This is a genomic window from Variovorax sp. GW821-FHT10D07, from assembly GCF_059415325.1.
Genome location: NZ_JBWKMZ010000028.1, coordinates 18,720 through 42,946 on the forward strand (window position 1 = coordinate 18,720; position 24,227 = coordinate 42,946).

23 protein-coding genes are annotated in these 24,227 nt (G+C 71.2%); 5 read left to right on the plus strand and 18 right to left on the minus strand.

The window, feature by feature from the left end:
• Positions 1-31 precede the first annotated feature (31 nt).
• From AC07PU_RS41165 to AC07PU_RS41175, 3 genes are read right to left on the minus strand one after another with little or no spacing between them, the layout of a single operon-like run.
• Positions 32-1,288, minus strand: coding sequence for an RNA polymerase sigma factor (locus AC07PU_RS41165; RefSeq protein ID WP_495323538.1), 1,257 nt, complete (start codon positions 1,286-1,288; stop codon positions 32-34).
• Entirely contained in the window at positions 1,285-1,761 is a 477-nt protein-coding gene (locus tag AC07PU_RS41170) for an SRPBCC family protein (protein ID WP_495323539.1), read from the minus strand. Before AC07PU_RS41170 ends, AC07PU_RS41165 begins: the two co-directional genes overlap by 4 nt.
• Positions 1,650-2,114 carry an ArsR/SmtB family transcription factor gene (locus AC07PU_RS41175; protein WP_495323540.1) on the minus strand — a complete coding sequence of 155 codons (465 nt, stop codon included), beginning with the start codon at positions 2,112-2,114 and terminating at the stop codon, positions 1,650-1,652. The genes AC07PU_RS41170 and AC07PU_RS41175 overlap by 112 nt, the downstream gene beginning before the upstream one ends.
• 119 nt (positions 2,115-2,233) lie before the next feature.
• On the opposite strand from AC07PU_RS41175, the gene AC07PU_RS41180 reads away from it, so the two are divergent.
• Positions 2,234-2,656, plus strand: coding sequence for a cupin domain-containing protein (locus AC07PU_RS41180; RefSeq protein ID WP_208511284.1), 423 nt, complete (start codon positions 2,234-2,236; stop codon positions 2,654-2,656).
• A gap of 13 nt (positions 2,657-2,669) precedes the next feature.
• Here the strand turns inward: AC07PU_RS41180 and AC07PU_RS41185 are convergent, their stop codons facing one another.
• Genes AC07PU_RS41185 through AC07PU_RS41200 form a run of 4 tightly spaced genes read right to left on the minus strand, consistent with a single transcriptional unit; the run spans position 2,670 to position 9,343 of the window.
• Positions 2,670-5,915, minus strand: coding sequence for a bpX6 domain-containing protein (locus AC07PU_RS41185; protein ID WP_495323541.1), 3,246 nt, complete (start codon positions 5,913-5,915; stop codon positions 2,670-2,672).
• Positions 5,908-7,779, minus strand: coding sequence for a hypothetical protein (locus AC07PU_RS41190; protein ID WP_495323542.1), 1,872 nt, complete (start codon positions 7,777-7,779; stop codon positions 5,908-5,910). Before AC07PU_RS41190 ends, AC07PU_RS41185 begins: the two co-directional genes overlap by 8 nt.
• Positions 7,776-8,222, minus strand: coding sequence for a bpX5 domain-containing protein (locus AC07PU_RS41195; RefSeq protein ID WP_495323543.1), 447 nt, complete (start codon positions 8,220-8,222; stop codon positions 7,776-7,778). Before AC07PU_RS41195 ends, AC07PU_RS41190 begins: the two co-directional genes overlap by 4 nt.
• A complete protein-coding gene (locus AC07PU_RS41200) occupies positions 8,219-9,343 on the minus strand; it encodes an AAA family ATPase (RefSeq protein WP_093355816.1) in 1,125 nt (374 codons plus the stop codon). The genes AC07PU_RS41195 and AC07PU_RS41200 overlap by 4 nt, the downstream gene beginning before the upstream one ends.
• Before the next feature lie 199 nt (positions 9,344-9,542).
• On the opposite strand from AC07PU_RS41200, the gene AC07PU_RS41205 reads away from it, so the two are divergent.
• Positions 9,543-10,529, plus strand: a complete 987-nt coding sequence (locus tag AC07PU_RS41205) for a DUF2167 domain-containing protein (RefSeq protein WP_495323544.1) — start codon at positions 9,543-9,545, stop codon at positions 10,527-10,529.
• Between the two features lie 2 nt (positions 10,530-10,531).
• On the opposite strand, the gene AC07PU_RS41210 is transcribed toward AC07PU_RS41205, so the two are convergent.
• From AC07PU_RS41210 to AC07PU_RS41235, 6 genes are read right to left on the minus strand one after another with little or no spacing between them, the layout of a single operon-like run.
• A complete protein-coding gene (locus AC07PU_RS41210; protein ID WP_495323545.1) occupies positions 10,532-11,320 on the minus strand; it encodes an enoyl-CoA hydratase-related protein in 789 nt (262 codons plus the stop codon).
• 1 nt (position 11,321) lies between these two features.
• Positions 11,322-12,152 carry an SDR family NAD(P)-dependent oxidoreductase gene (locus tag AC07PU_RS41215; RefSeq protein WP_093355812.1) on the minus strand — a complete coding sequence of 277 codons (831 nt, stop codon included), beginning with the start codon at positions 12,150-12,152 and terminating at the stop codon, positions 11,322-11,324.
• Between the two features lie 29 nt (positions 12,153-12,181).
• Positions 12,182-12,601 (minus strand): MaoC family dehydratase, encoded by a 420-nt coding sequence (locus AC07PU_RS41220; protein WP_203201704.1) that lies wholly within the window; start codon positions 12,599-12,601, stop codon positions 12,182-12,184.
• A gap of 14 nt (positions 12,602-12,615) precedes the next feature.
• A complete protein-coding gene (locus AC07PU_RS41225) occupies positions 12,616-13,056 on the minus strand; it encodes a MaoC family dehydratase N-terminal domain-containing protein (protein WP_093355806.1) in 441 nt (146 codons plus the stop codon).
• A 14-nt stretch (positions 13,057-13,070) separates the two neighbouring features.
• On the minus strand, positions 13,071-14,255 hold the full coding sequence (locus AC07PU_RS41230; RefSeq protein WP_495323546.1) for a lipid-transfer protein: 1,185 nt from the start codon (positions 14,253-14,255) through the stop codon (positions 13,071-13,073).
• A gap of 42 nt (positions 14,256-14,297) precedes the next feature.
• Complete coding sequence (locus AC07PU_RS41235) at positions 14,298-15,860, minus strand: long-chain-fatty-acid--CoA ligase (RefSeq protein ID WP_495323547.1); 1,563 nt, start codon at positions 15,858-15,860, stop codon at positions 14,298-14,300.
• Between the two features lie 178 nt (positions 15,861-16,038).
• On the opposite strand from AC07PU_RS41235, the gene AC07PU_RS41240 reads away from it, so the two are divergent.
• Together AC07PU_RS41240 and AC07PU_RS41245 are read left to right on the plus strand one after the other, a co-directional pair.
• On the plus strand, positions 16,039-17,091 hold the full coding sequence (locus AC07PU_RS41240) for an AraC family transcriptional regulator (protein WP_495323548.1): 1,053 nt from the start codon (positions 16,039-16,041) through the stop codon (positions 17,089-17,091).
• A gap of 50 nt (positions 17,092-17,141) precedes the next feature.
• On the plus strand, positions 17,142-17,723 hold the full coding sequence (locus AC07PU_RS41245) for a GbsR/MarR family transcriptional regulator (protein ID WP_495323549.1): 582 nt from the start codon (positions 17,142-17,144) through the stop codon (positions 17,721-17,723).
• A gap of 19 nt (positions 17,724-17,742) precedes the next feature.
• Here AC07PU_RS41245 and AC07PU_RS41250 read toward each other — a convergent pair whose 3' ends face one another.
• Together AC07PU_RS41250 and argH are read right to left on the minus strand one after the other, a co-directional pair.
• The gene (locus AC07PU_RS41250) at positions 17,743-18,714 is read right to left on the minus strand and encodes a tripartite tricarboxylate transporter substrate-binding protein (protein WP_495323550.1); all 972 of its coding nucleotides are present in this window, start codon (positions 18,712-18,714) and stop codon (positions 17,743-17,745) included.
• A gap of 33 nt (positions 18,715-18,747) precedes the next feature.
• Positions 18,748-20,259: an argininosuccinate lyase gene (gene argH / locus AC07PU_RS41255; RefSeq protein WP_495323551.1), complete on the minus strand. Its 1,512-nt coding sequence runs from the start codon at positions 20,257-20,259 to the stop codon at positions 18,748-18,750.
• A gap of 99 nt (positions 20,260-20,358) precedes the next feature.
• Here argH and AC07PU_RS41260 point away from each other — a divergent pair, with 99 nt between their 5' ends.
• Complete coding sequence (locus tag AC07PU_RS41260) at positions 20,359-21,279, plus strand: LysR substrate-binding domain-containing protein (protein ID WP_296799787.1); 921 nt, start codon at positions 20,359-20,361, stop codon at positions 21,277-21,279.
• Here AC07PU_RS41260 and cydX read toward each other — a convergent pair.
• Genes cydX through AC07PU_RS41275 form a run of 3 tightly spaced genes read right to left on the minus strand, consistent with a single transcriptional unit; the run spans position 21,276 to position 24,199 of the window.
• A complete protein-coding gene (gene cydX / locus AC07PU_RS41265; RefSeq protein ID WP_296799786.1) occupies positions 21,276-21,425 on the minus strand; it encodes a cytochrome bd-I oxidase subunit CydX in 150 nt (49 codons plus the stop codon). The genes AC07PU_RS41260 and cydX overlap by 4 nt on opposite strands.
• Before the next feature lie 21 nt (positions 21,426-21,446).
• Positions 21,447-22,601, minus strand: a complete 1,155-nt coding sequence (gene cydB / locus AC07PU_RS41270) for a cytochrome d ubiquinol oxidase subunit II (RefSeq protein ID WP_495323552.1) — start codon at positions 22,599-22,601, stop codon at positions 21,447-21,449.
• Positions 22,598-24,199 (minus strand): cytochrome ubiquinol oxidase subunit I, encoded by a 1,602-nt coding sequence (locus tag AC07PU_RS41275; RefSeq protein ID WP_495323553.1) that lies wholly within the window; start codon positions 24,197-24,199, stop codon positions 22,598-22,600. The genes cydB and AC07PU_RS41275 overlap by 4 nt, the downstream gene beginning before the upstream one ends.
• Between the last annotated feature and the right edge of the window lie 28 nt (positions 24,200-24,227).

Here is a 24,227-nt window from a genome sequence, read left to right on the forward strand (position 1 = left end):
CATGCGGGCGCGACGAACTGCAACTATTTTTCTAGCCGGGCAAGGACGCCAGTTGCCGCGCGAGGAACTGGCGCTCGGGCTGCTGCCGGGCCAGCGCGAGCGCGCGCTCGTAGGCGCCGCGCGCCTCGCCGAGCCGGCCGAGGCGGCGGCACAGCTCGGCCCGCGCGCCATGCGCGAGGTGATAGTCGGTCAGCTCGCCGCGCGCGAACAGCGCATCGACCAGCGCCAGGCCCGCGGCCGGACCGTCGCGCATCGCGATCGCGGCCGCGCGGTTGAGTTCGGCCACGGGCGAGGGATCGAGCCGCAGCAGCACGTCGTAGAGACCGACGATCTGCGCCCAGTCGGTGGCCTCGGCACGCTCGGCCTCGGCATGGACCGCGGCGATCGCCGCCTGCAGCGCATAGGGGCCGAAGCGGCGCGAGCGCAGCGCGCGCTCCACCAGCGCGGCGCCCTCCTCGATCTGCGCGCGGTGCCAGAGGCCGCGGTCCTGCTGGTCGAGCAGCACGATCTCGCCCTGCGCCGAGGTGCGCGCGGCACGGCGCGCATCGTGCAGCAGCATCAGCGCCAGCAGGCCCAGCGCCTCGGGCGCGGCCTCGGCGCCGGGCAGCAGCTCGACCAGCAGCCGGCCCAGCCGGATCGCCTCGGCCGAGAGATCGGCGCGCGTCAGGCTCTCGCCCGAGGAAGCGGCATAGCCTTCGTTGAAGACCAGGTAGACCACGCGCAGCACCGCGTCGAGCCGCTCGGGCAGCTCGGTGCGCGTGGGCACCTGGTAGGGAATGCGCGCGTCGCGGATGCGGGCCTTGGCACGCACGATGCGCTGCGCGATGGTCGGCGCGGGCACCATGAAGGCGCGCGCGATCTCCTCGGTCGCGAGTCCGCAGACCTCGCGCAGCGTGAGCGCCACCTGGGCATCGGGCGAAAGGGCCGGATGGCAGCAGGTGAAGACCAGGCGCAGGCGGTCGTCCTCGAGTTCGTCGGTGTCGGCGTCCCAGCCCGGCGCGGGGTCGGCCAGCGCCTCGGCGCGCTCGACCGATTCGTCCCAGGGCGAGAAGCGCGCCTGGCGCCGGATGGCGTCGATCGCCTTGAAGCGCCCCGCCGACACCAGCCACGCGCGCGGGTTCGCGGGCACGCCCTGCGCCGGCCACTGCTCGAGCGCGGCGCGGAAGGCCTCGTGCAGCGCCTCCTCGGCGCGGTCGAAATCGCCGAGCAGGCGCACCAGCGTGGCGAAGATGCGGCGCGATTCGCCGCGGTAGACCGCCTCGAGCGTGGCGTGCACCGGGTCCGTCATGCGGCGGGTTCCGGCGTGCCCAGCCAGCGTTCGAGCCGCACCATCGAACCGGTCCAGCCGTGTTCGTGGCCCTCGCGCGCGGCCTGGTCGAAGAACTGCTCGTGCAGCAATTCGAGCTCGCAGCCGGTGCCGGCCGCATCGGGCTCGATGCGCACCGTCACGCGCGATTCGCGCTCGGGCGTGCTGCGCCAGGCCCAGCTAAAGACCAGCCGGCGCCGCGGCACGATCTCGAGGTAGGTGCCGCTGACGTCGTGCGTCTCGCCGTCGGCCGCGAGCATCGCCACGCGGAAGCGCCCGCCCACACGCAGGTCGACCTCGGCATGCGGCACCGCGACGATCTCCTCGGGGCCGAACCAGTGCCTCAGCGCTTGCGGGTCGGTCCACGCGCGCCAGACCTTGTCGGGCGCGACGGCGTAGTGGCGGCGGAGGGTGAGGGAGGGACGCCCGGTGTCTGGGCTGGCAGGTTCCGCCATTCGGTTTGCTCCTGGTGGTAGAGAAAGCGCGCCAAGGCATCGAGGCGCCCGGTCCAGAACTTTTCGTAGCGCGACAGCCACACGGCGGCCTCCTGCATCGGCCGCGGCGAGAGCTCGCAGCGCACGACGCGGCCTTCCTTCGTGCGCGAGATCAGCCCCGCGTCCTCGAGCACGCGCAGGTGCTTCATGAAGCCCGTGAGCGACATCGCATGCGGCGCGGCCAGCTCGGTCACGCTGAGGCTGCGCTCGCCCAGGGTCTCGAGCACCGCGCGGCGCGTCGAGTCGGCGAGCGCGGCGAACACGGCATCGAGGGCGGCGGGCGCGGGCGGTGCGGCGGCATCTGAGTGAACCATGCGGTTGAGTATCTGGAGCCCGCGCGCCAGCGTCAAGGCGTGGGGATATCGCGGTCGGCGCCGGGAACGCTTTATGCGTGCTGCGGCGCAGCATCCCCACTCGCCGCAAAGGAGCTTCCATGCTGGACCGTACCGCCACCCAGTTCTCCCACGTCAAACCGGGCGACACCGAATTCGTCTCGGGCGGACTGCGCGACTTCTTCCTCTACCGCGACCTCGGCGTGGCCGCCGCCACCAACGGCAAGGTGATCGCGCACCTCGTCAAGGCCAACATGGCACCGGAAGCGGGCACCGGCTGGCATCGCCACGAGGCCGACTTCCAGATCGTGATCATGGTCAAGGGCTGGGCCCGCTTCATGTACGAGGACAAGGAAACCCTGGTCGAGGCCGGCGACGTGGTGCACCAGCGCCCCGGCATCCGGCACTACCTGTTCGACTACTCGCCCGACATGGAGTACCTGGAGATCGTCTCGCCGGCCGACTTCAAGAGCGTGGATGTGGAGCCGGTGTGCGAGATTCCGGCGCCTACGCCCTGGAAGTAGGAATCGCGGGCACTCAGCGCAGGCCGAAGCCCACGCTCGTGCTGCACTCGGTGTCGAGGTGCAGCACGCGGCCCTCGCCGTCGAACAGCAGCCAGCCATCGGCGACCGGCCGCATGCGCGGCCCGAACTCGCCGGGCCAGTGCAGCGTGGCGCCGAGCCCGCCGTCGTGCACCCGCAGCCACTGCACCCGGCACGCCGACCCGGACGCCTGCACCGCCGTCACCAGCCACGCCATGTCGACCTGCGCGCGCAGCGTGCGCGCCTCCCGGCCCGAGACCCGCAGCTCGCCCGCGTGGTTCGCCGTGATGTGCCAGTGCAGGCGCAGCTTCGCCTCGCCATCGACGTCATCCTCGGCATCGTCCTCGGCAACGAGGTGGAAGGCGCCGAAACCCGGATGCAGCAGGCGCATCGACGTCACGCCCTCGGGCTTCGCGATCGCTTCGCGGCCCTGCAGGCGCCGCTGCCCCGCGCCGTAGCGCCAGAGCGTCGGCGTGCCCGACGGATCGGCAACCACGAACTGCTCGCGCTCATTCGACACGCGCAGGTCGAGCACCGACCCCGGCAGGTCGGCGACCTGCCACAGCACCTCCTGCAGCGAACGCGCGGTATCGAGCACCTGGATGCGGTTGACCCGGGTCACGGTCCAGCCGATGCCGTCGAACTCCGTGCCGAAGCCGTCGACGGCGACCATCCCGAGATCGACGACCCGGCGCTGCACGAGGTCGATACGGCTCACGCGCCACAGCCCGTCGCGCCGGGCCAGCGCCAGCGCGACCTGCCCGCTGTACGCCGCGACGAGCCGGTCGGCCGGCACCGGAAAGCGCGCCAGGGTCCGGCCCGCGGCATCGCAGACCAGCACGCCCGCCTCGCCGAGCGCGAGCAGGTAGCGGCCCGGCTCGAGCAGCGTCGCGTCGTGCACCGGATGCGCGCCGGCCGCGGGCGCCTCGAGCGCCAGCACCGAGGGCCGGTTCAGCAGCGGCACGCCCCGCAACCCCGGCATCTCCCCGCCAGGCATGTCCGCCTGCAACAGCGGGTCGGCATGCAGCCGCAGCAGGCCCTGCATCTCCTTGGCCCCGAGGCGCCCCTCGCCATGCGCGTGGTCGGCCACCAGCGCGGGAATCACCGCGGCCGCGAGGCCACGCGAGCCGTCGTTGTGCTGCGTGACCGCGAGCAGCTCGGTCGCCAGCGCGGCGCGCTCGCGGTGCAGCCTCGAGTCGTCGCGCAGCGCCCGCAGCCGCGGCGCGCAGGCCGCGAGCGTGTCGGGCAGCAGCACGGCGCGCTGCACCAGCGCGCGTGCCGCCAGCTGCCCTTCGGCCGCTTCCGCGGCGAGCAGCCAGGCGATGGCCTGCTCGCGCGCCGCCGGCAGCGGCCAGACCGCGTCGACCGCGCGCAGCCATTCGCCGCGCTGCGCCAGCGCCTCGCCCCACTCCAGGCGCAGCCGGTTCGCGGCATCGGGCCACTTGTCCTGCAACTGCAGCACGGCCTGCGCGAAGGCGTTGTCGCGCCGCGCCACCGCGACCGCGCGGCGCCAGTCGCCGGCCAGGCACAGCAGCCGCACGATCACCACGGACGGCCGGTCCCAGGCCAGCGCGAGTTCGGCCGCCTGCAGCGCGCGCCCGTGCTTCTCGAGGTAGTCGAGCGCCTCCTGGCGCGACTGCAGCAGCTCGGCCAGCACGAACACGGCCTCGTCGATGCGGCCCTCGCGGTCGAGCTTCTCGAAGCTGCGGCGGTAGAGCTGGCGCAGGTGCGCCTCGAAGTCGTGGCCCAGGTAGATGCTCGAGCGCGGCCCGAGCGCGCCGCTGAGCGACAGGCTGTCGCGCCGGCCCGGCGTGCTGAAGGCCTGGCCGCCGTCGAAGGCATCGTGGCCCTCGCCGCCCAACGGGATGGCATGGCGCAGCGCCTCCATCAGGTCGCCGTCGTCGAACATCTTGAGCATGCGCTGCATGTAGGCCGCCTGCTGGCGGCCGATCAGCTTCGACAGCCGCGACGCGACCGCCATGCGCGCCAGCCAGTCGCGCCAGCGCGAGCGCTGTGGCTGCCCCTCGCCGCGCGGCGGCAGCGTGGCGGGCGCCGGTGCCGGCGCGCCCTTGCGGGTGGCGACGTCGATCTCCCGGCGCGCGCGGGCCCGCTCCTGCCTGCGCCAGAGGGCCCAGGACGCGAGCACGATCAGGACCAGCGAGGCCAGCAGCACCAGGGCCAGCGTGCCGTCGGGCGCCACCACGCCCTGCGACGCAGCAGAAGCCGGCGGTGTGGTGGCGCGCGTGGGCGAGCGGCTGTCCTCGCCCGCGAGGTAGAGCCCCAGCAGCGCGAACGCCACCAGCACCCACACCCAGCCCTGGCGCGAGGGCCGACCGGCCGGCCCCGCCATCGGGGCGGTGCGCTCGGCGCGTTGCGCGGGCGGCGGCGGCGTGGGCACCAGCGGCACCCGCGGGCGCGGCTGCCTCGACGCACGGCGATGGAAGACGCGCAGCCCCCATACCGCGAGCGCCACGAGCAGCATCATGCCGAGGAAAGCCCCGGCCGAGCCATCGGCGAACGGCGAGGTGCTCGCGGTCGCGGACGAGGAACCGCCTGGCTGCTGCGCGTTGAACATGAGAAAGCCCAGCAGCACCAGCGCGAAGGCGACCCAGGCGAGCCAGTACCGTGGCGGCTTACCCTCCGCGTCCCCCTCTGTCGCGGATGGCGCGCGGCGTGCCTTGGCGTCCTGCGCCAGCTTTTGCAGGAACTCCACCTGCGCCTGGCTCGCGGGCGGGATCGCATCGCCGAGCAGTTCGCGCACCGTGCGGCCCTCGGTGTCGAGCACCACGGGCTCGGGCAGGAGTTCGCGGCAGTCGAAGGTGTCGAGCAGCGCCGGGCCGCCCGCCAGCCACTCGGAGGGATCCACCGCCACGGCCTGCGCGAACTGCAGCGGCCGCACCTCGCCGCCCTGCACCAGCCAGACGTCGGCCACGGGCAGCAGGGCCCGCTCTTCCTTCGCGAGTTCCGCGGAGCACAGCGTCGCGCCCTCGCGCCGCAGCGGCCAGCCGGCCGCCGCATCGCCATCGAGCAGCACCGGCTGCGCGAAGCGCAGCAGGTCGCCGGCCTCGAAGCGGCTCAGTTGCGCGCCGGGCCGCCAGGCATCGAGGATGCGTTGCGCGCGCGCGGCCTCGTGCAGCCAGTCGGCGGGAAACCACAGCCCCGCGACCGGCTGCCGCCCCTTGAGCAGCGGGCGATGCACCTGTGCCGCGGGCATGCGCGGCGACGATCCGGCGTCAGCCATTCGCGCCTCCCTCGGCATGGAAGAAGCCCAGCAGCACGCGCAGCGACAGGTCGAACAGGATCAGCTTGCGGTGCAGGGTCAGCATGGCGGCCAGGCCGGTGTTGGGGCAGACGGCGATCTTCTCGATGCGCTCGGGCGCGTGGTAGACGGTTTCGGCGCCGGCGCTCGAATGCAGCACCAGCGCGCTGCGGTCGGACGACAGGCCCGTCATCGCGAAGCGGCCCCGGTGCGCATCGAAGATCAGCGCGATCGCCTTGTGCGCGCCGATCTCGAACGCATGCCAGGCATGCGGATGCTCGCGGTACGGTCCCCGGTAGTCTGGATTGGGCGCATGGATGCGCCAGCGCTCCCGGCCCTCGCCGCCGTCGTCGGCCGAGAGCCGCACCGCGCAGGCGCCCAGGCCGAGCCGCCAGTGCCTGCCACCGGCCAGAAAGACGCGCGTGTCCTCGGGAGCGGTGCCGATCGGCAGCACGGTCGCCGGGCCGGTATCGACGCTGAGGCGGCACAGCATCAGCTGACCCGAGCGGCGCGCCACGTAGACCAGCGCATCGTCGGCCCACTGGCTGATGCACAGCACGCTGCGCTCCACCAGCGCGGGACTGGCTTCCTCGGGCTTCGGCCGGCTCGCTGCACGCGCCGTCCAGCTCACCAGCCGGCCGGCGCGGTCGAGCAGGCAGACCTTCTGCACGCCACGGTGGCGCAGCCAGGCCATCGGCAGCCACACGCCGAGGCCGGGCGGTGCCGAGAGCCGGTCTTCCTCCTGCGCCTCGACGATCGCGGCGAGGCCTGGCACCTGCCAGAAGTACATCGCCGCCTCGCTGTTGAGCACCCCGCCCAGCCGCTTGCCGCCGAAGGCCAGCGCCAGCGGCGCGGCCTGGTCGCGCCAGTGCTGATGGCCGATCTTGCCGGCCTTCTTCTGGCCCTGCTGCGGCACGAAGTACACGGCGGCGCCGGGCTGGTCGAGCAGCGGCACCGCCACGTGCCGGCCCTGCCAGCCGATCACCGGCGGCCGCTGCAGCGAAACGCGGGCGCGGTGGCGCTGGTGCAGGTCCTTCGGCGGGGACGGCGCGAACTCGCCCTTCAGCAGCCGCACCGCGGCCTTGGTCGCGGGCAGCGGCAGCTGCGCATGCCGCACCCCCGCCACGTCGGACAGCGAGACCTCGAGCACGTCGCCCTGCACCGCGCGGCGCAGGCGCACGCGGTGGCTGGTCCAGCGTTCGGCGGCGGGCGGATCGACCGCCGCCTCGCCAATCAGCCAGCACTCGCCGGGCGCCCGCTCGAGCTTCTCGAGCGCGAGCCGCCAGGCCGCCGCCTGCGCCACATCGGCGGGCACGAAGCTGCGGCCCAGCAGCAATGCCCGCAACTGCTTCGCGTCCTGCGCGTCGCGCAGCACGCCGGGCTGCTGCAGCGTGCCCCACTGCAGCAGGCTGCCGGTCTGCGCCGCGCGCCGCGCCAGCAGGATCCAGAGCGCGAGCTGGCCCAGCCGCGGCGCGCCCCATTGCAGCGGCCCGGCGTCGAAGAGCGCGACGATGCCCTTCTCGGCCTCGCGCGCACGCGGGCGCGGGGCCAGGAACAGGTGCTCGCTCGAGGCCGCGCGGCGCAGGAACTCGTCGGGCAGCTCGTCCGCCAGCAGCCATTCGGTCGCCAGCAGGCGCTCGTAACGGCCACGCCGGCGCAGGTCGTCGAGGCCGTCGAATTCAGGCGCCGTGGCCTTCACCTGGCCGCGGAAACGCCCGAGCAGCGGCTGCATGCGCTGCAGCAGCGCACCGAGCTCGCCCGTCAGCTCGGGCGCGAACCAGGCCAGCCATGGATGCCATGGCCGCAGCGCCTCGGGCAGTTCGGTGGCGGCCGGCGCGGCGGTCATGCGGACACGCCCTCCCAATGTCCCTCGATGCGCGAAAGCAGGGCCGCCGACAGCGGCAGCAGCCGGTCGAGCGGCAGCACGGCCTCGGGCCGCGGCCACAGCAGCAGCGGCTGGCGCTGCGGATGGCGGCGCTGCAGCGCGCGCGCCACCAGGTCGATCGGGCGGTCGGGCGCCTCGAGCACCGGCAGCCACAGGCCCGGTGCCGCTTCGCTCGGCCCCGCATAGGCGATGCCGTCGACCCAGGGCAGCGCGTCGGCCCGGCCGACCACGACCAGCAGGTCGCGCCCCGCGGTCGCCGACAGCCCTTCGCACTGCGCGGGCTCGAGGCTCAGCAGCCGCTGGTGCAACGCGCGCGCCGTCGCGCCCCAGGCCACCGCGGCGCCCGCAGGCAACGGCTCGCCGCGCGGCCGCCAGCGCCAGTCGATCGAACCGGCCAGGCTCATGCGGCGACGGCGAGGCGCTCGACCAGCCGGCCGCGCCATTCGACCAGCGCCTCGGGCAGGTGCTCGCCGCCGAAGTTCGCGTCGATCTCGCGCAGAACGCTCTCGATGCGCATGCGCTCGGGCGCGGCCTCCTCGGCCAGGCAGCCGCGCGCCGCTTCCGCCAGCCGCGCGGCGCGCGACAGCGGCTGCAAGGTCGCCTCCTCCACCGCGCTCAGCAGGTGCGGATGGGCGGCGTTGGCGAAGACATCGCGCAGCACGTCGCGCGCGCTCTGCTGCGCCTCGTGGGTCGGCAGCACGTACAGCAGCGGCCAGAGGTCGGCCTCGCTGGTCTGCAGGCGGCCGGCCAGCACCGCGGCGGCGGCCAGCAGCCGCTGCGACTTCACGATGCGCCGGTCCGACAGCGTCACGCCCGCCTGCCGCAACTGGCGGATGGCATTGGCCAGCGCCGGCTGCACGCCGCCGAGGTCGACCTGCTGCAGATGGCGGCAGAGGACGTCGAGGTCCGCCAGCGCGCCGCCGCCCGCGGCCGGCGCATGGTCGGAGCGCCAGCCGCCGCTGAGCATGGCCTCGAGCTGGTGGTCGGGCAGCGGCTCGATGAAGGCATGCAGCAGGAAGCGGTCGCCGAAGGCCGCGAGGCTCTCGTCGTCGGGCAGCGCGTTGGCCGCGCCCACGCACACGCGCAGCGGGCAATGCAGCTGCGTGTGGCCGCGCCGGAAGCGGCGCTCGTTGAGCACGCCCAGCAGGGTGTTGAGGATGGCGGTGGAGCCCAGGAAGACCTCGTCGAGAAAGGCGACGTCGGCCTCCGGCAGCATGCCGCTCACGTCGGTCTCGACGGTGCCGGCGCGCAGCTTGTTGAGGTCGACCGGGCCGAACAGCTCCGAGGGCTCGGTGAAGCGCCCGAGCAGGTATTCGAAGTAGCGGCCGCCCAGCGCCTGCGCCACGCGCCGCACCACCGCGCTCTTGGCCGTGCCGGGCGGGCCAATCACCAGCAGGTGTTCCTGGGCCACGGCCGCGAGCACGATCAGCTCGGCCAGCTGGTCGCGGCCGACGAGGCCGTCGGTGGCCGATCGGATCGCATGGCGGACGTGTTCTGCGGCGGCCTGGAGTGATGTGTCGGTCATCTGAAAAAAGCGTTGCACTTCGAAACAGCCGGCTAGTGTGCCGCAGAGCCATGACGAGGGGGCGCCACCGAGGGCGCACAGGGCTTCGCGAGGGCTCCGGCGTGCCTTTCTTCGCGGTCGAGGCACCCCTTTCGCCGTGCGGTTCGACCGATAGACTCCCGGCGTCTCGCAAAACCGATAACAACCGAGGAGAGAGAGCATGAGGATCCCCATGGCCCGCCTGTCGGCGGCCGTCCTGTTCGCGTTCGCCGTCCTGGCCGCCGGCCCCGCCGCCGCCGCGCCGTCGTCCAATCCCCCGAGTTCGGCCGCCGTGCCGGCCCGCTCGCTCAAAGCCGAGCAGGAGGCCGCGTTCAAGGCCGCGCGCGCGGTGCAGAAGACCGGCCCGGCCGACATCGCCCTGCGCGACCAGGCCCATCTGAAGCTGCCGCCCGGCTATGTCTGGGTGCCCACGCCGGCCGCGGCGCAGCTCATGCGCAGCATGGGCAACCGGGTCGACGACAGCTTCATCGGCGCGGTCTTCCCGAACAACGACGCCGACTGGTTCGCCGTGGTGAAGTTCGTGAAGGAGGGCTACATCAAGGACGACGACGCCAAGGACTGGAACGCCGACGACCTGCTCAAGAGCCTCAAGGAAGGCACCGAGGCCGCGAACGAGGAGCGCGCCAAGCGCGGTATCCCGGCGATCGAGGTCACGGGCTGGGCGCAGAAGCCGCAGTACGACGCCTCGGTGCACCGCCTCGTGTGGTCGGCGCTCTCGAAGCACAAGGACGAGGCCTCGGGCGGCCAGGGCGTCAACTACAACACCTATGCGCTGGGCCGCGAGGGCTACATCAGCCTGAACCTCGTGACCAACGCCAACGACCTCGAGAAGTACAAGCCCGACGCGACCCAGTTGCTGGCGGCGCTGCAGTACGACGACGGCAAGCGCTACGCCGACTTCGATGCCTCCACCGACAAGGTCGCGGCCTATGGCCTCGCGGCGCTGGTGGCGGGCGCGGCGGTCAAGAAGCTCGGCCTGTTCGCGGTGATCGCGGCCTTCCTGGCCAAGTTCGCCAAGATCATCGCGGTGGCGGTGGGCGGCGCGCTGTGGGGCGCGGGCAAGCTGTTCCGGCGCAAGGAGAAGGCGCCCGTGGCCAGCGACGCGCCGGCCGGCGGATTGCCGCCGACGAATCCACCCGCGGCCTGAATTCAGCCGGCGCCGAAACGCGGCGCGCGCTTCTGCAGGAAGGCCGCGACGCCCTCGCGCGCATCGGCGCTGCCCGCGCGCTCGCGCAGCAGGCGGTGCTCGAGCGCCAGGTGCGCCTCGAGCGTGCGGCCCGGCGCATCGGCGCACAGCGCCTTGATCGCGGCGAAGGACCCGGGCGCGCCCGCGGCCAGCCGCCGCGCCAGCGCCTCGCCGGCCGCGGCCAGTTCGGCATCGGGATGCAGCGCATCGACCGCGCCGGCCGCGAGGCAGCGTTGGCTGTCGATGGGGTCGCTGAGCATCAGCCACTGCTGCGCGCGCAACGCCCCGATGCGCCGCACGAGGAACCACGAGCTGCCCGCGTCGGGCGACAGGCCGATGGCCGCGTAGCCGGTGCGCAGCTTCATCGACTCGGCCGCGAGCACGAAGTCGCCGGACAGCGCGAGCCCCACGCCCGCCCCGCCGACCGCGCCGTTGAGCACGGTCACGAGCGGTGCCGGGCCGTTCACGAGCCGCAGCAGCGCCGGGTGCAAGGGATCGAGGATCTCATCGACCAGCGCGGGCAGCTTCTCCCCGGCCGCGACGAACTCCTCGATGTCGCCACCGGCGCAGAACACCCGGCCTTCGCCGGTCAGCAGCACCACGCGCGGCGCGGCCGCCAGCACCTCGTCGATCGCGCGCACCAGCGCGCGGCTGCTCGCGGCGCCGATCGCGTTGGCGCGCTCGGGACGGCGCAGCACGATGCGGCCGATGCCCTCCTCCACCGACCAGCCGATGCCGTGCTCGAGCGGCATCTCAGATGCCCGTGAGGCCGCCGGTGCACATCAGCGTCTGGCCGCTGACGTAGTCCGACTCGGGAATGCACAGCAGGTAGACCGCGCCGGCCGCCTCCTCGGGCGTGCCGCCGCGGCCCAGCGGAATGGTCTGCTCCATCATCGACAGCAGGCCGGGGTTGATGCCGACCTTGATCTCGCGACCGTCGATGTTGGCGGTGGTCGCATCGGCCGCGCTCGCGGTCAGCCGGGTCTGGATGAAGCCGAAGGCCACGCAGTTGACGGTGACGTTCATGCGCCCCCATTCCTTGGCCAGCGTCTGCGTCATGCCGACGATGCCGGCCTTGGCGGTCGCGTAGTTGGCCTGGCCCGCGTTGCCGAACAGCCCGGCCACCGAGGAGATGTTCACCACCTTGCGCACGGTGCGCCGGCCGGCCTCGGTCTCGGTCTTCGAGAGCTGGCGGATCACCGGCTGCGCCGCGCGCAGGATGCGGAACGGCGCCGTGAGGTGCACGTCGAGCATGGCGTACCACTGCTCGTCGGTCATCTTCTGCACCACGCTGTCCCAGGTGTAGCCGGCGTTGTTGACGATGATGTCGAGGCCCTGGAACTCGCTGACCGCGGTGCCGACGAAGCGCTCGGCGAAGTCGGGCGCGGCCACGCTGCCGTTGCAGGCCACGGCCTGGCCGCCGGCGGCGCGGATCGCCTGCACGGTCTCGTCCGCGGGGCCGGCGTCGAGGTCGTTGACCACCACGCGCGCGCCTTCCGAGGCGAGCTTCAGCGCGATCGAGCGGCCGATGCCGCGGCCCGAGCCGGTGATGAGGGCGACCTTGCCTTCGAGTCTGGATGTCATGTCTGGATGTCTTTCTTCGTTGCCGATCCCTAGGCCAGCGCCACCAGCGCTTCGCCCGCGATGCGCACTTGCCCGTGCTGGTTGGTGCTGCTGACTTCGACGCGCACGCAGCGCTCGCCGTCGCGCTCGAGCTTCTCGACCACGCGGCCCGTGCAGCGCACCGCATGGCCCAGGTGGGTCAGGCCCTGGAAGCGCACGTCGAAGCGGCGCAGTTGCGACTGCGGTGCCCACTGCGTGAGCAGCCGGCCGAGCCAGGCCATGCCCAGCATCCCCTGCGCGAACACGTCGGGCATGCCGGCGCGGCGCGCGAAGTCGATGTCGATGTGGATCGGGTTGTGGTCGCCCGAGGCGCCCGCGAACAGCGCGAGCGTGGTGCGGTCGACCGGCGGCAGTTGCAGCGGCGGCAGTTCGTCGCCGACCTGCACGGTGTCGTGGTTCGGTGCGGTCATGGGGTTCCTCGGGCTCAATGCCGGCAGACGATCACGGTGCGCAGCTCGGCCACCAGTTCGTCGCGCTGGTTGGTGGCGCGCGAGCTCTTCACCACGAACTCGAGCGCGCCGTTCTTCTTGTCGTAGATGTCGGTGATGGTCGAGCGCACCGTCACGGTGTCGCCCGCGCAGGCCGCACGGTGGTAGCTGAAGCCCTGCTCGCCGTGCAGCAGCTTGGCCAGCGGTATGCCCAGGTCGGCCAGCAGCTGGTTGGACGCGCCCGAGTCGAGCTCGGCCGCGAACAGGAAGGTGGGCGGCGCCGGCAGGTCGGCATAGCCGGCATCGCGCGCCGCGGCGGGGTCGGTGTAGACCGGATCGGTCTCGCCGATCGCCTTGGCGAAGAACTGCAGCCGCGTGCGCTCCAGCGGCAGCACCGAGGCGGGCAGCTCGTGGCCGATCCATTTCCTGTCGATCATCGCCGGGCCTTTCTTCAGACGCGTTCGTAGAGCGTGACCACGCAGGCGCCGCCCAGGCCCAGGTTGTGCTGCAGCGCGAGCCGCGCGCCCTCGACCTGGCGCTTGTCGGCCGTGCCGCGCAGCTGCTGGACCAGCTCGGTGCATTGCGCGAGCCCGGTGGCGCCCAGCGGGTGGCCCTTGGACAGCAGCCCGCCCGAGGGGTTGGTCACGACCTTGCCGCCGTAGGTGTTGTCGCCATCGACCACGAACTTCTCGGCACCGCCCTCGGGGCACAGGCCCAGCGCCTCGTAGCTGATCAGTTCGTTGTGCGCGAAGCAGTCGTGCAGCTCGACCACGTCGATGTCCTGCGGGCCGACGCCCGCCGCCTCGTAGACCTTCTGCGCCGCCTCGCGCGCCATGCTGAAGCCGACCACTTCGCGCATGTCGCGTGCCTCGAAGCTCACCGGACGGTCGGTGGTCATGGCCTGGGCCTTGATGCGCACGCTGCGGTCCAGGCCGTGGCGCTGCGCGAACTCGGCCGAGCAGACGATGGCGGCGGCCGCGCCGCAGGTCGGCGGGCAGGCCATGAGCCGTGTCATCACGCCGGGCCACATCACGGGCGTGGCGAGCACCTCGTCCTCGGTCACGACGGTGCGGAACAGCGCCACCGGGTTGTTCGATGCATGCCGGCTGGCCTTGGCGCGGATCTTCGCGAAGGTCGACAGCTGCGTGCCGTACTGCTGCATGTGGGCCAGGCCCGCGCCGCCGAAGTAGCGCAGCGCGAGCGGCACCTGCTCGTTGCCCACCAGCTCGTCGGTGATGGCCTCGAAGCGGTCGAAGGGGCTGGGCCGGTCGTTGAACACCGCGCCCAGCGCGCCCGGGCTCATGTGCTCGAAGCCGAGCGCGAGCACGCAGTCGGCCGCGCCGCTGGCCACGGCCTGGCGCGCGAGGAACAGCGCGGTCGAGCCGGTCGAGCAGTTGTTGTTGACGTTGACCACCGGGATGCCGGTCATGCCGACCTCGTAGAGCGCGCGCTGGCCGGCCGTGGAGTCGCCGTAGACATAGCCCACGTAGGCCTGCTGCACCTGCTCGTAGCCGATGCCGGCATCGGCCAGCGCCGCGTTGAGGGCCTGCGCCGCCATCTGCGGATAGGGCAGGTTCGCGCCGGGCTTGGTGAAGGGGATCATGCCGACACCGACGACATGCACATCCTGGGTCATGGGAATTCCTCTCTGTGTAATGAATGGAAGCGAAACGAAAGATCAGGCGATCGCGCGCTGGCGGTCTTTCCAGAACGGCTCGCGCAGCTTGGTCTTGAGCACCTTGCCGGCGCCCGAGAGCGGCAGCGCCTCGACCAGCGCCACGCTGCGCGGGCACTTGTAGCCCGCGATCAGGGTCTTGCAATGCGCGATCAGCTCGTCGGCCGTGACCGGCTGCCCCGGCTTGGCGACCAGCACCGCATGCACGGCCTCGCCCCACTCCTCGCTCGGGATGCCGATGACCGCGCAGGCCGCGACCGCCGGATGCTGGGCAATGGCATTCTCGACCTCGGCCGAGTAGATGTTCTCGCCGCCGCTGATGATCATGTCCTTCATGCGGTCGACCACGAAGATGAAGCCGTCGTCGTCCATGTAGGCGCCGTCGCCGGTGTGCATCCAGCCCTCGCGCACCGCGGCGGCCGTCTGCTCGGGCTTGTTCCAGTAGCCGAGCATCACGTTCGGCCCGCGCACCGCCACCTCGCCCACCGTGCCGCGCGGCACCTCGGCGCCCTCGGCATCGACGATGCGCACTTCCATGCAGAAGCTCGCGCGGCCGGCCGAGCGCAGCTTGCCGGCCTTGCGGCCCTCGACCGTGTGGTACCAGGCGGGGTTGATGGTGGCGACCGGCGACAGCTCGGTCATGCCGTAGGCCTGCACGAAGTCCACGCCCGGCAGCGCCGCCATCGCGCGGTTGAGCACGGCCTCGGAGATTGGCGAGGCGCCGTAGGCGATGCCGCGCAGGCTGCCGAGCTCGCGCGGCCTGTCGCGCATGGCGGGATGGTCGACCAGCATCTGGATCATGGTCGGCACCAGCAGCGTATGGGTCACGCGCTCGCGCTCGATCGCATCGAGCACCGACTCGGGGTTGAACATCGGGATCACCACATGCGTGTTGCCCTGGAACCAGTGCGGCCCCGAGATGCCCATGTCGGCCAGGTGGAACATCGGCGCCGCATGCAGGTAGCAGCCCTCGGCCGGCGCCATGCCCTCGGCCTGGGCGGCCAGCGCCGAGGCGCAGAGGTTGGCGTGGCTCAGCATCACGCCCTTAGGAAAACCCGTGGTGCCGCCGGTGTAGAAGATGCCGGCGAGGTCGTCGCCATGGCGGTAGGCGTCGGGCACGGGCGCCGCGCTGTCGAGCAGCGCCTCGTAGCCGAGCATGCCGGCGGGCACCGCGCCGTCGCCGCAGTAGATCAGCTCGCGCAGGGTGGTGGACTGGCCGCGCAGCTGCTCGGCGGCGGCGCGGAAGGCGTCGTCGACCAGCAGGATCTGCGAGCCCGAGTCCTCGAGCGAATAGAGGATCTCGGCCGGCGACCAGCGGATGTTGCAGGGATTGAGCACGCCGCCGCCCCAGGGCACGGCCATCTGGTATTCGAGGTAGCGGTCGGAATTGAGCGACAGCATCGCGACCCGGTCGCCGTTCTTCATGCCGAGCTTCTGCAGCGCGCCGGCGAGCCGGGCCACGCGTTCGCCGAATTCGCGGAAGCTCTTGCTGCGGCTGCCGAAGCGCACCGCGGTCTTGTCCGGTTTCTGCTGCATCGCGCGGTGCAGCGCCTGGGTCAGGTACATGGTGGCTCGTCTCCTAATCGTTGGTCTTGTCGTCACGCCTTTGTAGGTCTGTTTCTGGCGTGAGCGCATGGTAGAAATCCGGGCCCGGGCCGGCGATTGCGCTTCGCGTCGTTCGCATTGCAGAAAACGTCAATCGACGGCCCGCCGCGTCCCGTGTACGGTCGAATCGCCCTCTCCCATGCTGCAACCGCCCGTCACCATCCCGATCGCCTTCGTCGAAGGCATGCTCTCCGGCATCCGTGCCCGCGGCGCCGCCGCCCCCATCGACATCGACCGGGCGCTGGAAGACGCGGGCGTGCCGCCGCCGCTGCTGGCCGAGCCGGGCGCGCGCGTCACGGCCGAGCAGTACGTGGCGCTGTTCGCGCTGCTGATGGACCGGCTCGACGACGAGTCGCTGTGCTTCCTCACGCGCCGGATGCGCCGCGGCAGCCTGGCGCTGATCGCGCGCTCCACGCTCGGCGCCCCCGATTTCGGCCATGCGCTGCGCCGCGTGGCCCACACCTTCAGCCTGCTGCAGGACGACCTGCGGCTGGTGCTGCTGCGCGAGGGCGAGCTCGCGGGCTTCGGCATCGCGATCGAGAATCCCGCGATCGGCCACCAGAACTTCCTGCACGAGCTGATGCTGCGCGTGTACTGGCGCCTGCTGGCCTGGCTGCACGGCGGGCGGCTGGCGGCGCGGCGCTTCGACTTCGGCTTCGCGCTGCCGCCCTACGCGGCCGGCTATGCCAAGGTGTTCCCGGGCACCCTGCGCTTCGGCCAGCCCTGCTCGGCCGTGTGGTTCGACGCCGAGGCGCTGCGCACGCCGATGCACCGCGACGCGCATGCGATCCGCGACTTCCTCGCGGCCTCGCCCGGCAACGTGATCCTGCCGCGGCTGGCCGAGCAGCCCATCAGCGCCAAGGTGCGCGAGATCCTGCAGCAGAAGCGCCCGGCCTGGGCCGACCTCGCGACCGTGGCCGCCTGCCTGCACATGTCGGTTAGCACCCTGCAGCGCCACCTGGCGACCGAGAGCACCTCGTTCCAGGCGCTCAAGGACCAGTTGCGGCGCGACGTGGCGATCGTGCGGCTGGCCACCAGCGCGGTGCCGCTAGCGGCGCTGGCCGCGGAGCTGGGCTTTGCCGACAGCGCGGCCTTCCAGCGCGCCTTCAAGACCTGGACCGGCGGCGCGCCGGGTTCGTACCGGCGCCGCGTGGCCGCGGCGGGCGGCGGCGATTCCCCGCCGACGCCCTGAGTTTTCAGAAGGTTCCGGAACGGCCGCAACGCCCGGGCGACAATCGCCCCATGCCTCCCACCTCCGACCTGCCCCCGCTCAACCGCCAGTTCGTCGCCCATTTCGGCGAGATGGGCAGCAAGTGGGGCATCAACCGCACCGTCGGCCAGATCTACGCGCTGATCTTCCTCTCGGAACGTCCGCTCAATGCCGACGAGATCGCCGAGCTGCTGGAGTTCTCGCGCTCCAACGTGAGCATGGGCCTGAAGGAGCTGCAGGCCTGGCGCCTGGTGCGCCTGCGCCACCAGCCCGGCGACCGGCGCGAATACTTCGAGGCCCCGTCGGACGTGTGGGAGATCTTCCGCGTGCTGGCCGAGGAACGCCGCCGCCGCGAGATCGAGCCCACGCTCTCGATGCTGCGCAATGCCCTGCTCGAGTCGCCCCACAGCGAGGCCGAGCGCCATGCCCAGGAGCGCATGCGCGAGATGCACGACCTGATCGACCGGCTGATGAAGTGGTTCGACGACGTGCAGCGGCTGTCGCCCGAGACCGCGATGCAGCTCATGGGCATGGGCGCGACGGTGACGCGGGTGCTGACGCTCAAGGACCGCATCACGGGCGGACGGGCCGCGAAGAAGAAGGCTGCCGAGTAGCCGGGCCGGCCCGGCGGGCCTACTCGACCTTCGCGCCCGACACCTGCACCAGCTGCCGCATCTCGGCCGCGTCCTTCGCCGCGAAGGCCTTGAACTCGGCCGTGCTCATCTTCATCGGCACGATCCCCGCCTTGTCGAGCGCCGCGACCACCGCGGGATCGGCCAGCACCCGGGCCACGGCCTGGTTGATCTTCTCGACCGTCGCCGCGGGCGTGGTGGCCGGCAGCAGCAGCCCGTACCAGGAGTCGTAGTTGAACTGCGGCACGCCGCTCTCCGACAGCGTCTTGAGCCTGGCCAGCGCGCCTTCGCGCCCGACCGGCGATGTCAGGCCCAGCACCCGGATGCGCGGATCGTCGAGGTAGGCCAGCGCGCCGATCGAGGCCGGCATGATGGCCTGCACGCGCCCAGACAGGACCTCGTTGAGCGCCTCGCCCGTGGCCTTGAACGGGATGTGCTGCATCTGCAGGCCGGCGACCGCGCAGAGGTAGGCCATGCCCAGGTGCGTGGCGCTGCCGTTGCCCGCCGAGGCGTAGTTGAGCTTGCCGGGATTGGCCTTGGCATAGGCGACGAACTCCGCCACATTGCGCGCCGGCACCGCGGCCGACACCATCAGCGCGAAGCCGGTCTTGCCGATATGCGCGGCCGGCGCGAAGCTCTTGACGGCGTCGTAGGAGACCTTCGGATAGAGCGCTGCATTGATGTGATGGCTCGAGGACACCAGCGCCATGGTGCGGCCGTCGCCCGCGCTGTTCGCGACATAGGCCATGCCGATGGTGCCGCCGGCACCGGCGCGGTTCTCGACGATGACGCTGGCATCGAGCGCCTTCGACAGGGCCGGTGCGATCACGCGCGCCACGAGGTCCTGCGTGCCGCCGGCCGCGAAGGGAACGACCACCTTCACCGTGTCGTCGGCGAACGCGGGGGCCGAAGCGCACAGCGCAAGGCAGGCGGCGAGCGCGTGCAGCGCGCGGCGCGAGAGGGGGAAAGTCATTGTCTGTCTCCTTGTTCGATGGTGGGAAAGGCTTCAGTTCGCAGCGCTGGCGATCAGGCCCTGCACGCGCTCGTCGAGTTCGCGCGTGGCGTGGCGCGCGGCCTGCTCGAGTTCCGACACGCGCCGCCGATCGCACGACAGGCATTCGCCAGCGGCCCGCGCCAACGCGGCCGTGTCCGATGGGGACGGCCCGCCGCAACCGACGCGGCGCTCGACCGCGCGCGCGGGATCGAGCACGGTGGCCAGCGTCGCATCGGGGATCGCGATCTCGCGGCCCAGCGCCTGCATCGAGGCTTCGGCGACCAGCGCCGCGTCGACCTGACCCGGCAGCAGGCCGCGCTCCAGCGCGAGCCGGACGATGCGGCCGGTCACGTGATGCGCTTCCTTGAAGGCCAGGCCCAGCGTGCCGACCAGGAAATCCGCGAGATCGGTCGCGGTCGAGAAATTGGCTGCGGCCAGGTGCCGCATGCGCTCGGGCTGCGGCTCGGCATCTTCGACCACGAGCCGCACCACGGGCAGCAGGCTCGCCAGGCCATCGAGCGTGGGCCAGGCCCATCGCAGGCTGTCCGCGTTGCCGTCGAGCACATGCGAGAACGGCGTGCCGCGGAACGCACCGAATGCGGTGACGACGGCTCCGAGCACATGCGACTGCCGACCCTTCACGAACTCGAGCACGGCCTGGTTCTTCTTCTGCGGCATGATGCTCGAGGTGATCGCGAGGCTGTCCGGCAGCTCGAGCATGCCGGACTCGTAGGTCGACATCTGGTAGAAGTCCTGCGCCATGCGCCCGAAGCTGATGCTCAGGAACATGCCGGCCACCAGCAACTGCTGGATCGCATCCTTCGAGGCGATCGCATCGAGCGCATGCGGCACCGCGCCATCGAAGCCCAGCAACCGCGCCGTCTGTTCGCGGTCGATCGCGAAGGTCGTGCCCGCCAGGGCACCGGCCCCCAGCGGACAGCGGTTGATCGTCTCGTGGGCCTCGAACAGGCGCCGCGTGTCGCGCTGCAGCGACTGCTCGATGCCCAGCAAGTAGAAGCCGAAGGTGATCGGCTGCGCATGCTGCAGATGGGTATAGCCCGGCATCACGCAGTCGCTGAAACGCTCGGCCTTCGCGAGCAGCGCGGCCCGCAGGCTGCAGACCTCTTCGAGCAGCAACATCGCATTGCGGCGCGCACGCATGCGGTCGAGCGTGGACTGCAGGTCGTTGCGGCTGCGCGCCATGTGCACACGCCCGCCGATGCCCTGCCCGACGCGGCGGATCAGCTCAGCCTCGTAATTGAAATAGACGTCCTCCAGACTCGCGTCGATGGCAAAGGCCGCGGGGCCTTCGCCCTGCAGCCGAGCGATCGCGCGCAACAGCATGGCGGCCGAGGGCGCGTCCATCAGGCCGCGGTCGACCAGCATCACCAGGTGCGCCTGGTTGACCTGCGTGAGATGCGGCAGCACGGCCGCGAATGCGTCGGTGATCCAGGGTCGGAAGATGGCCTGCTGCGCGGCGTCGGCCAGGGGTTCATGCAGCAGTCCGCTGACGAGTGATTTCATGTCTTTCGTTCGAGTGCCAAGGGGTGCGAACGATTACAAGAGAACCCTAGAATTCGGTCAACGAACCATTTTTCACCTATCCATTCCAGGATCTCATACATGAATTCGATGCGTCACATCGAAGTCTTCCGGGCCGTGATGCTCACGCGCAGCATGACGGGCGCGGCCGACATGCTCTTCGTGAGCCAGTCCGCCGTGAGCAAGATCGTTCGCGAGTTCGAGGACGAACTGGGCTTCCCGCTGTTCACGCGCGGCAAGGGCGGCGCCAATCCCACGCCGGAAGCCGTGGCCCTCTATGCCGAGGTGGAACGCGCCTTCGTGGGACTCGACCGCATCAGCCGCACGGCGGAGCGCATCCGCTCGCGGCGGCACGGCCAGTTGCGCATCGTCGCGATGGCCGCGCTCACGACGGTGTTCCTGCCGCGCGTGATCCGCTGCTTCAACGAACAGTGCCCCGAGGTCAGCATCTCGCTCGAGACCTACAACTCCGCGGAGGTCGTGGGCCTGGTGGCGACGGGCCTGTTCGACATCGGCTATGCGATGACGCCGATCGACACCCACCAGGTGGTGACCAGCGAGGTGATGCACCTCGATTGCGTCTGCCTGCTGCCCGCAGGCCACCGGCTGGCCGGCAAGCGCGTGGTGCGCGCGAAGGACTTCGAGGGCGAGCGCTTCGTCTCATTGGCCAACGGCAACACCACGCGGCTGAAGACCGACGCCCTGTTCAAGAACGAGAACGTCGAGCGCGAGATGGTGCTCGATGCGAGCTGGTCGGCCTCGGTCAGCGGCCTGGTGGCCGAGGGGCTGGGCGTGGCGATCGTGGAGCCCTTCTCGGCCGAGCTCGCGCGGCGCGCGGGCTGCCAGGTGCGCAAGCTCGCGCAGAAGATCGAGTTCTCGTTCGCGGAGCTGCGCCCGCCGCATGCCTCGCAGAACGAGCTCGCGAACATCTTCGGCCAGCACTTCCGGCGCGAGCTGCTCGGCGTCGCCGGCGCGGCCGCGCGCCGGCGCGCGAAGGGCTAGAGCCGCTCCTGCCCTTCGGGCGTTTCGCGCGTCTCGAATTTCTCCTTGCGGACGGCGTCGTCGGCCATCAGCTCGAACCACATCGCATTGAGCACCGCGAAGGCGGCCGCCAGCGGCAGGCCGAGGATCCAGGCGAAGTACCACATCGTTCTTTTCCTTCCTTGCAATCAGTACGCGTGACCGCGTTCCTCGCGGATCGCCTTCTCGTCGACCTTGCCCCACAACACGTGGTAGACCCAGGTCGTGTAGGCCACGATCAGCGGGATGAAGATGGCCGTGACCACCAGCATGATGAACAGCGTGAGGTGGCTCGAGGACGAGTCCCACACGGTGAGGCTGGCGCGCGGATCGATCGAGGACGGCAGGATGAACGGGAACATCGAGGCGCCCACGCTCAGGATGATGCCGGCGATGCCGAGCGCGCCGGCCAGCAGCGCGAGCAGTTCGCGCCGCAGCGCGAGCCCGGCCAGCGCCAGCAGCGCGCCCGCGAAGCCGGCCACCGGCGCGGCCAGGGTCCAGGGGTGGGCCGCGTAGTTCGCGAACCAGGCACCGGCCTGCAGCTCGACCGACTTGAGCAGCGGATTCGATGGTCCCACGGTATCGACCACGCTGGTGATGCGGTAGCCGCCGATGGCCGAGGCCATCCAGAAGCCCGCCGCGGCGTAGAGCACGATGGTGGCGGCGGCCGCGACCATGCCGTAGCGGCGCGAGCGCTCGGCCACGGGGCCGGCGGTCTTCAGCTGCAGCCAGGCTGCGCCGTGCATCGCCATCATCGCCACCGACACCAGCCCGCACAGCAGCGCGAACGGATTCAGCAGGCCGAAGAAGCTGCCGTCGTAGTGGATGTGCATGTCGGTCGCGAAGCGGAACGGCACGCCCTGCAGCACGTTGCCCACCGCCACGCCGAAGATCAGCGCGGGCACCAGGCCGCTGAAGAACAGCACGCCGTCCCAGCGCGCGCGCCATTGCGGCGACTCGCGCTTGCTGCGGAACTTGAAGGCCACCGGCCGCAGGATCAGCGCCGAGAGCACGACGAACATCGCGAGGTAGAAGCCCGAGAACGAGACGGCGTAGAGCTGCGGCCAGGCGGCGAACACGGCGCCGCCGCCGAGGATCAGCCAGACCTGGTTGCCTTCCCAGACCGGGCCCACGCTGTTGATGACGAGCCGGCGCTCGACGTCGTTGCGCGCCGCGAACGGCAGCAGCATGCCGCTGCCGAGATCGAAGCCATCGGTGACGGCGAAGCCGACCAGCAGCACGCCGATCAGCGCCCACCAGATGAAGCGCAGGGTGTCGTAGTCGAGGAGTGTGTGGAGGATCATGCGGCGCTCCCGGTGGTCGAAACGGCGTGGGCGGGCGGAGCGTGCGAACGCGCATCGCCCTCGTCGGGCGAGTGCTCGGCGACCGGCCCCTTGCGGATCGCCTTGACCATCAGCTTGAGCTCGATGACCAGCAGCACGGTGTAGATGGCGACGAAGCCCGCGAGCGTGAACAGCACCGACTTGATGCCGATGTTCGAAACCGCCACCGCGGTCGGCAGCACGCCCTCGATCACCCAGGGCTGGCGGCCGAACTCGGCCACCAGCCAGCCGGCCTCGGCCGCGATCCACGGCAGCGGGATCGCGAGCACCGCGGCCTTGAGCAGCCAGCGATGGCGGTCCAGCGTACGGCGCGCCGACAGCACGAAGAAAGTGCCGGTCAAAAGGATCAGCAGCATGCCGATGCCCACCATGATGCGGAACAGCCAGAACAGCGGCGCCACCTGCGGCACCGTGTCCCAGGCCGCCTTCGCGATCTGCTCGTCGGTGGCCTGGCGCGGATCGTCCACGTAGCGCTTGAGCAGCAGCGCATAGCCCATGTCGACGCCGTTGTTCTCGAAGGCGTCGCGCACGCCCTGCGTGACCGGCTTGCCGCCGGCCTCGCGGATCTTCTGCAGCGCGTCGTAGGCCTTGATGCCCTCGCGGATGCGCGCCTCGGCGCGCTTCACGAGCTCGTCGATGCCCGGGATCACGGTGGTGAGCGAGCGCGTGCCGATCAGCCCCATCACGCCCGGGATGTGGATCGCGTAGTGGGTCTCGCGCGCGGCCTGGTCGGGGAAGCCGAAGGCGGTGAAGGCCGCGGGCGCGGGCTGGGTTTCCCACATGGCCTCGATGGCAGCGAGCTTCATCTTCTGGTGCTCGGTCGAGAGGTAGCCGCTCTCGTCGCCCAGCACCACCACCGACAGCGAGGCCGCGAGGCCGAAGGAGGCGGCCACCGTCATCGAGCGCTTGGCGAGCTCGATGTGGCGGCCCTTGAGCAGGTACCAGGCCGAGATGCCCAGCACGAACACCGCCGCGCAGACATAGCCGGCCGACACCGTGTGCACGAACTTGGCCTGCGCCACCGGGTTGGTCAGCACGGCGGCGAAATCGGTGACCTCCATGCGCATGGTCTGCGGATTGAAGGCCGCGCCCACCGGGTTCTGCATCCAGCCGTTGGCGATCAGGATCCACAGCGCCGAGAAGTTGGAACCGATGGCCACGGCCCAGGTGGTGGCGAGGTGGCCGACCTTGGAGAGCCGGTCCCAGCCGAAGAAGAACAGGCCGACGAAGGTCGCCTCCATGAAGAAGGCCATCAGGCCTTCGATGGCCAGCGGCGCGCCGAAGATATCGCCCACGTAGTGGCTGTAGTAGCTCCAGTTCATGCCGAACTGGAACTCCATCACCACGCCGGTGGCGACGCCCATCGCGAAGTTGATGCCGAACAGCACGCCCCAGAATTTCGTCATGTCGCGCCAGATCACGCGGCCCGTCATGACGTAGACGGTCTCCATGATCGCGATGACGACCGAGAGGCCCAGCGTCAACGGGACGAAGAGGAAGTGGTAGAGCGCCGTGACGGCGAATTGAAGTCGCGACAAGGCGACGATGTCGAGATCCATGATGGCTTCCTTTGTGTTCCCTGTGTTC

Bases quoted from the DNA above. Each gene is read 5' to 3' on its own strand.
- AC07PU_RS41165 (WP_495323538.1), bottom strand. From the start codon at position 1,288: ATGACGGACCCGGTGCACGCCACGCTCGAGGCGGTCTACCGCGGCGAA.
- AC07PU_RS41170 (WP_495323539.1), bottom strand. From the start codon at position 1,761: ATGGCGGAACCTGCCAGCCCAGACACCGGGCGTCCCTCCCTCACCCTC.
- AC07PU_RS41175 (WP_495323540.1), bottom strand. From the start codon at position 2,114: ATGGTTCACTCAGATGCCGCCGCACCGCCCGCGCCCGCCGCCCTCGAT.
- AC07PU_RS41180 (WP_208511284.1), top strand. From the start codon at position 2,234: ATGCTGGACCGTACCGCCACCCAGTTCTCCCACGTCAAACCGGGCGAC.
- AC07PU_RS41185 (WP_495323541.1), bottom strand. From the start codon at position 5,915: ATGGCTGACGCCGGATCGTCGCCGCGCATGCCCGCGGCACAGGTGCAT.
- AC07PU_RS41190 (WP_495323542.1), bottom strand. From the start codon at position 7,779: ATGACCGCCGCGCCGGCCGCCACCGAACTGCCCGAGGCGCTGCGGCCA.
- AC07PU_RS41195 (WP_495323543.1), bottom strand. From the start codon at position 8,222: ATGAGCCTGGCCGGTTCGATCGACTGGCGCTGGCGGCCGCGCGGCGAG.
- AC07PU_RS41200 (WP_093355816.1), bottom strand. From the start codon at position 9,343: ATGACCGACACATCACTCCAGGCCGCCGCAGAACACGTCCGCCATGCG.
- AC07PU_RS41205 (WP_495323544.1), top strand. From the start codon at position 9,543: ATGAGGATCCCCATGGCCCGCCTGTCGGCGGCCGTCCTGTTCGCGTTC.
- AC07PU_RS41210 (WP_495323545.1), bottom strand. From the start codon at position 11,320: ATGCCGCTCGAGCACGGCATCGGCTGGTCGGTGGAGGAGGGCATCGGC.
- AC07PU_RS41215 (WP_093355812.1), bottom strand. From the start codon at position 12,152: ATGACATCCAGACTCGAAGGCAAGGTCGCCCTCATCACCGGCTCGGGC.
- AC07PU_RS41220 (WP_203201704.1), bottom strand. From the start codon at position 12,601: ATGACCGCACCGAACCACGACACCGTGCAGGTCGGCGACGAACTGCCG.
- AC07PU_RS41225 (WP_093355806.1), bottom strand. From the start codon at position 13,056: ATGATCGACAGGAAATGGATCGGCCACGAGCTGCCCGCCTCGGTGCTG.
- AC07PU_RS41230 (WP_495323546.1), bottom strand. From the start codon at position 14,255: ATGACCCAGGATGTGCATGTCGTCGGTGTCGGCATGATCCCCTTCACC.
- AC07PU_RS41235 (WP_495323547.1), bottom strand. From the start codon at position 15,860: ATGTACCTGACCCAGGCGCTGCACCGCGCGATGCAGCAGAAACCGGAC.
- AC07PU_RS41240 (WP_495323548.1), top strand. From the start codon at position 16,039: ATGCTGCAACCGCCCGTCACCATCCCGATCGCCTTCGTCGAAGGCATG.
- AC07PU_RS41245 (WP_495323549.1), top strand. From the start codon at position 17,142: ATGCCTCCCACCTCCGACCTGCCCCCGCTCAACCGCCAGTTCGTCGCC.
- AC07PU_RS41250 (WP_495323550.1), bottom strand. From the start codon at position 18,714: ATGACTTTCCCCCTCTCGCGCCGCGCGCTGCACGCGCTCGCCGCCTGC.
- argH (WP_495323551.1), bottom strand. From the start codon at position 20,259: ATGAAATCACTCGTCAGCGGACTGCTGCATGAACCCCTGGCCGACGCC.
- AC07PU_RS41260 (WP_296799787.1), top strand. From the start codon at position 20,359: ATGAATTCGATGCGTCACATCGAAGTCTTCCGGGCCGTGATGCTCACG.
- cydX (WP_296799786.1), bottom strand. From the start codon at position 21,425: ATGTGGTACTTCGCCTGGATCCTCGGCCTGCCGCTGGCGGCCGCCTTC.
- cydB (WP_495323552.1), bottom strand. From the start codon at position 22,601: ATGATCCTCCACACACTCCTCGACTACGACACCCTGCGCTTCATCTGG.
- AC07PU_RS41275 (WP_495323553.1), bottom strand. From the start codon at position 24,199: ATGGATCTCGACATCGTCGCCTTGTCGCGACTTCAATTCGCCGTCACG.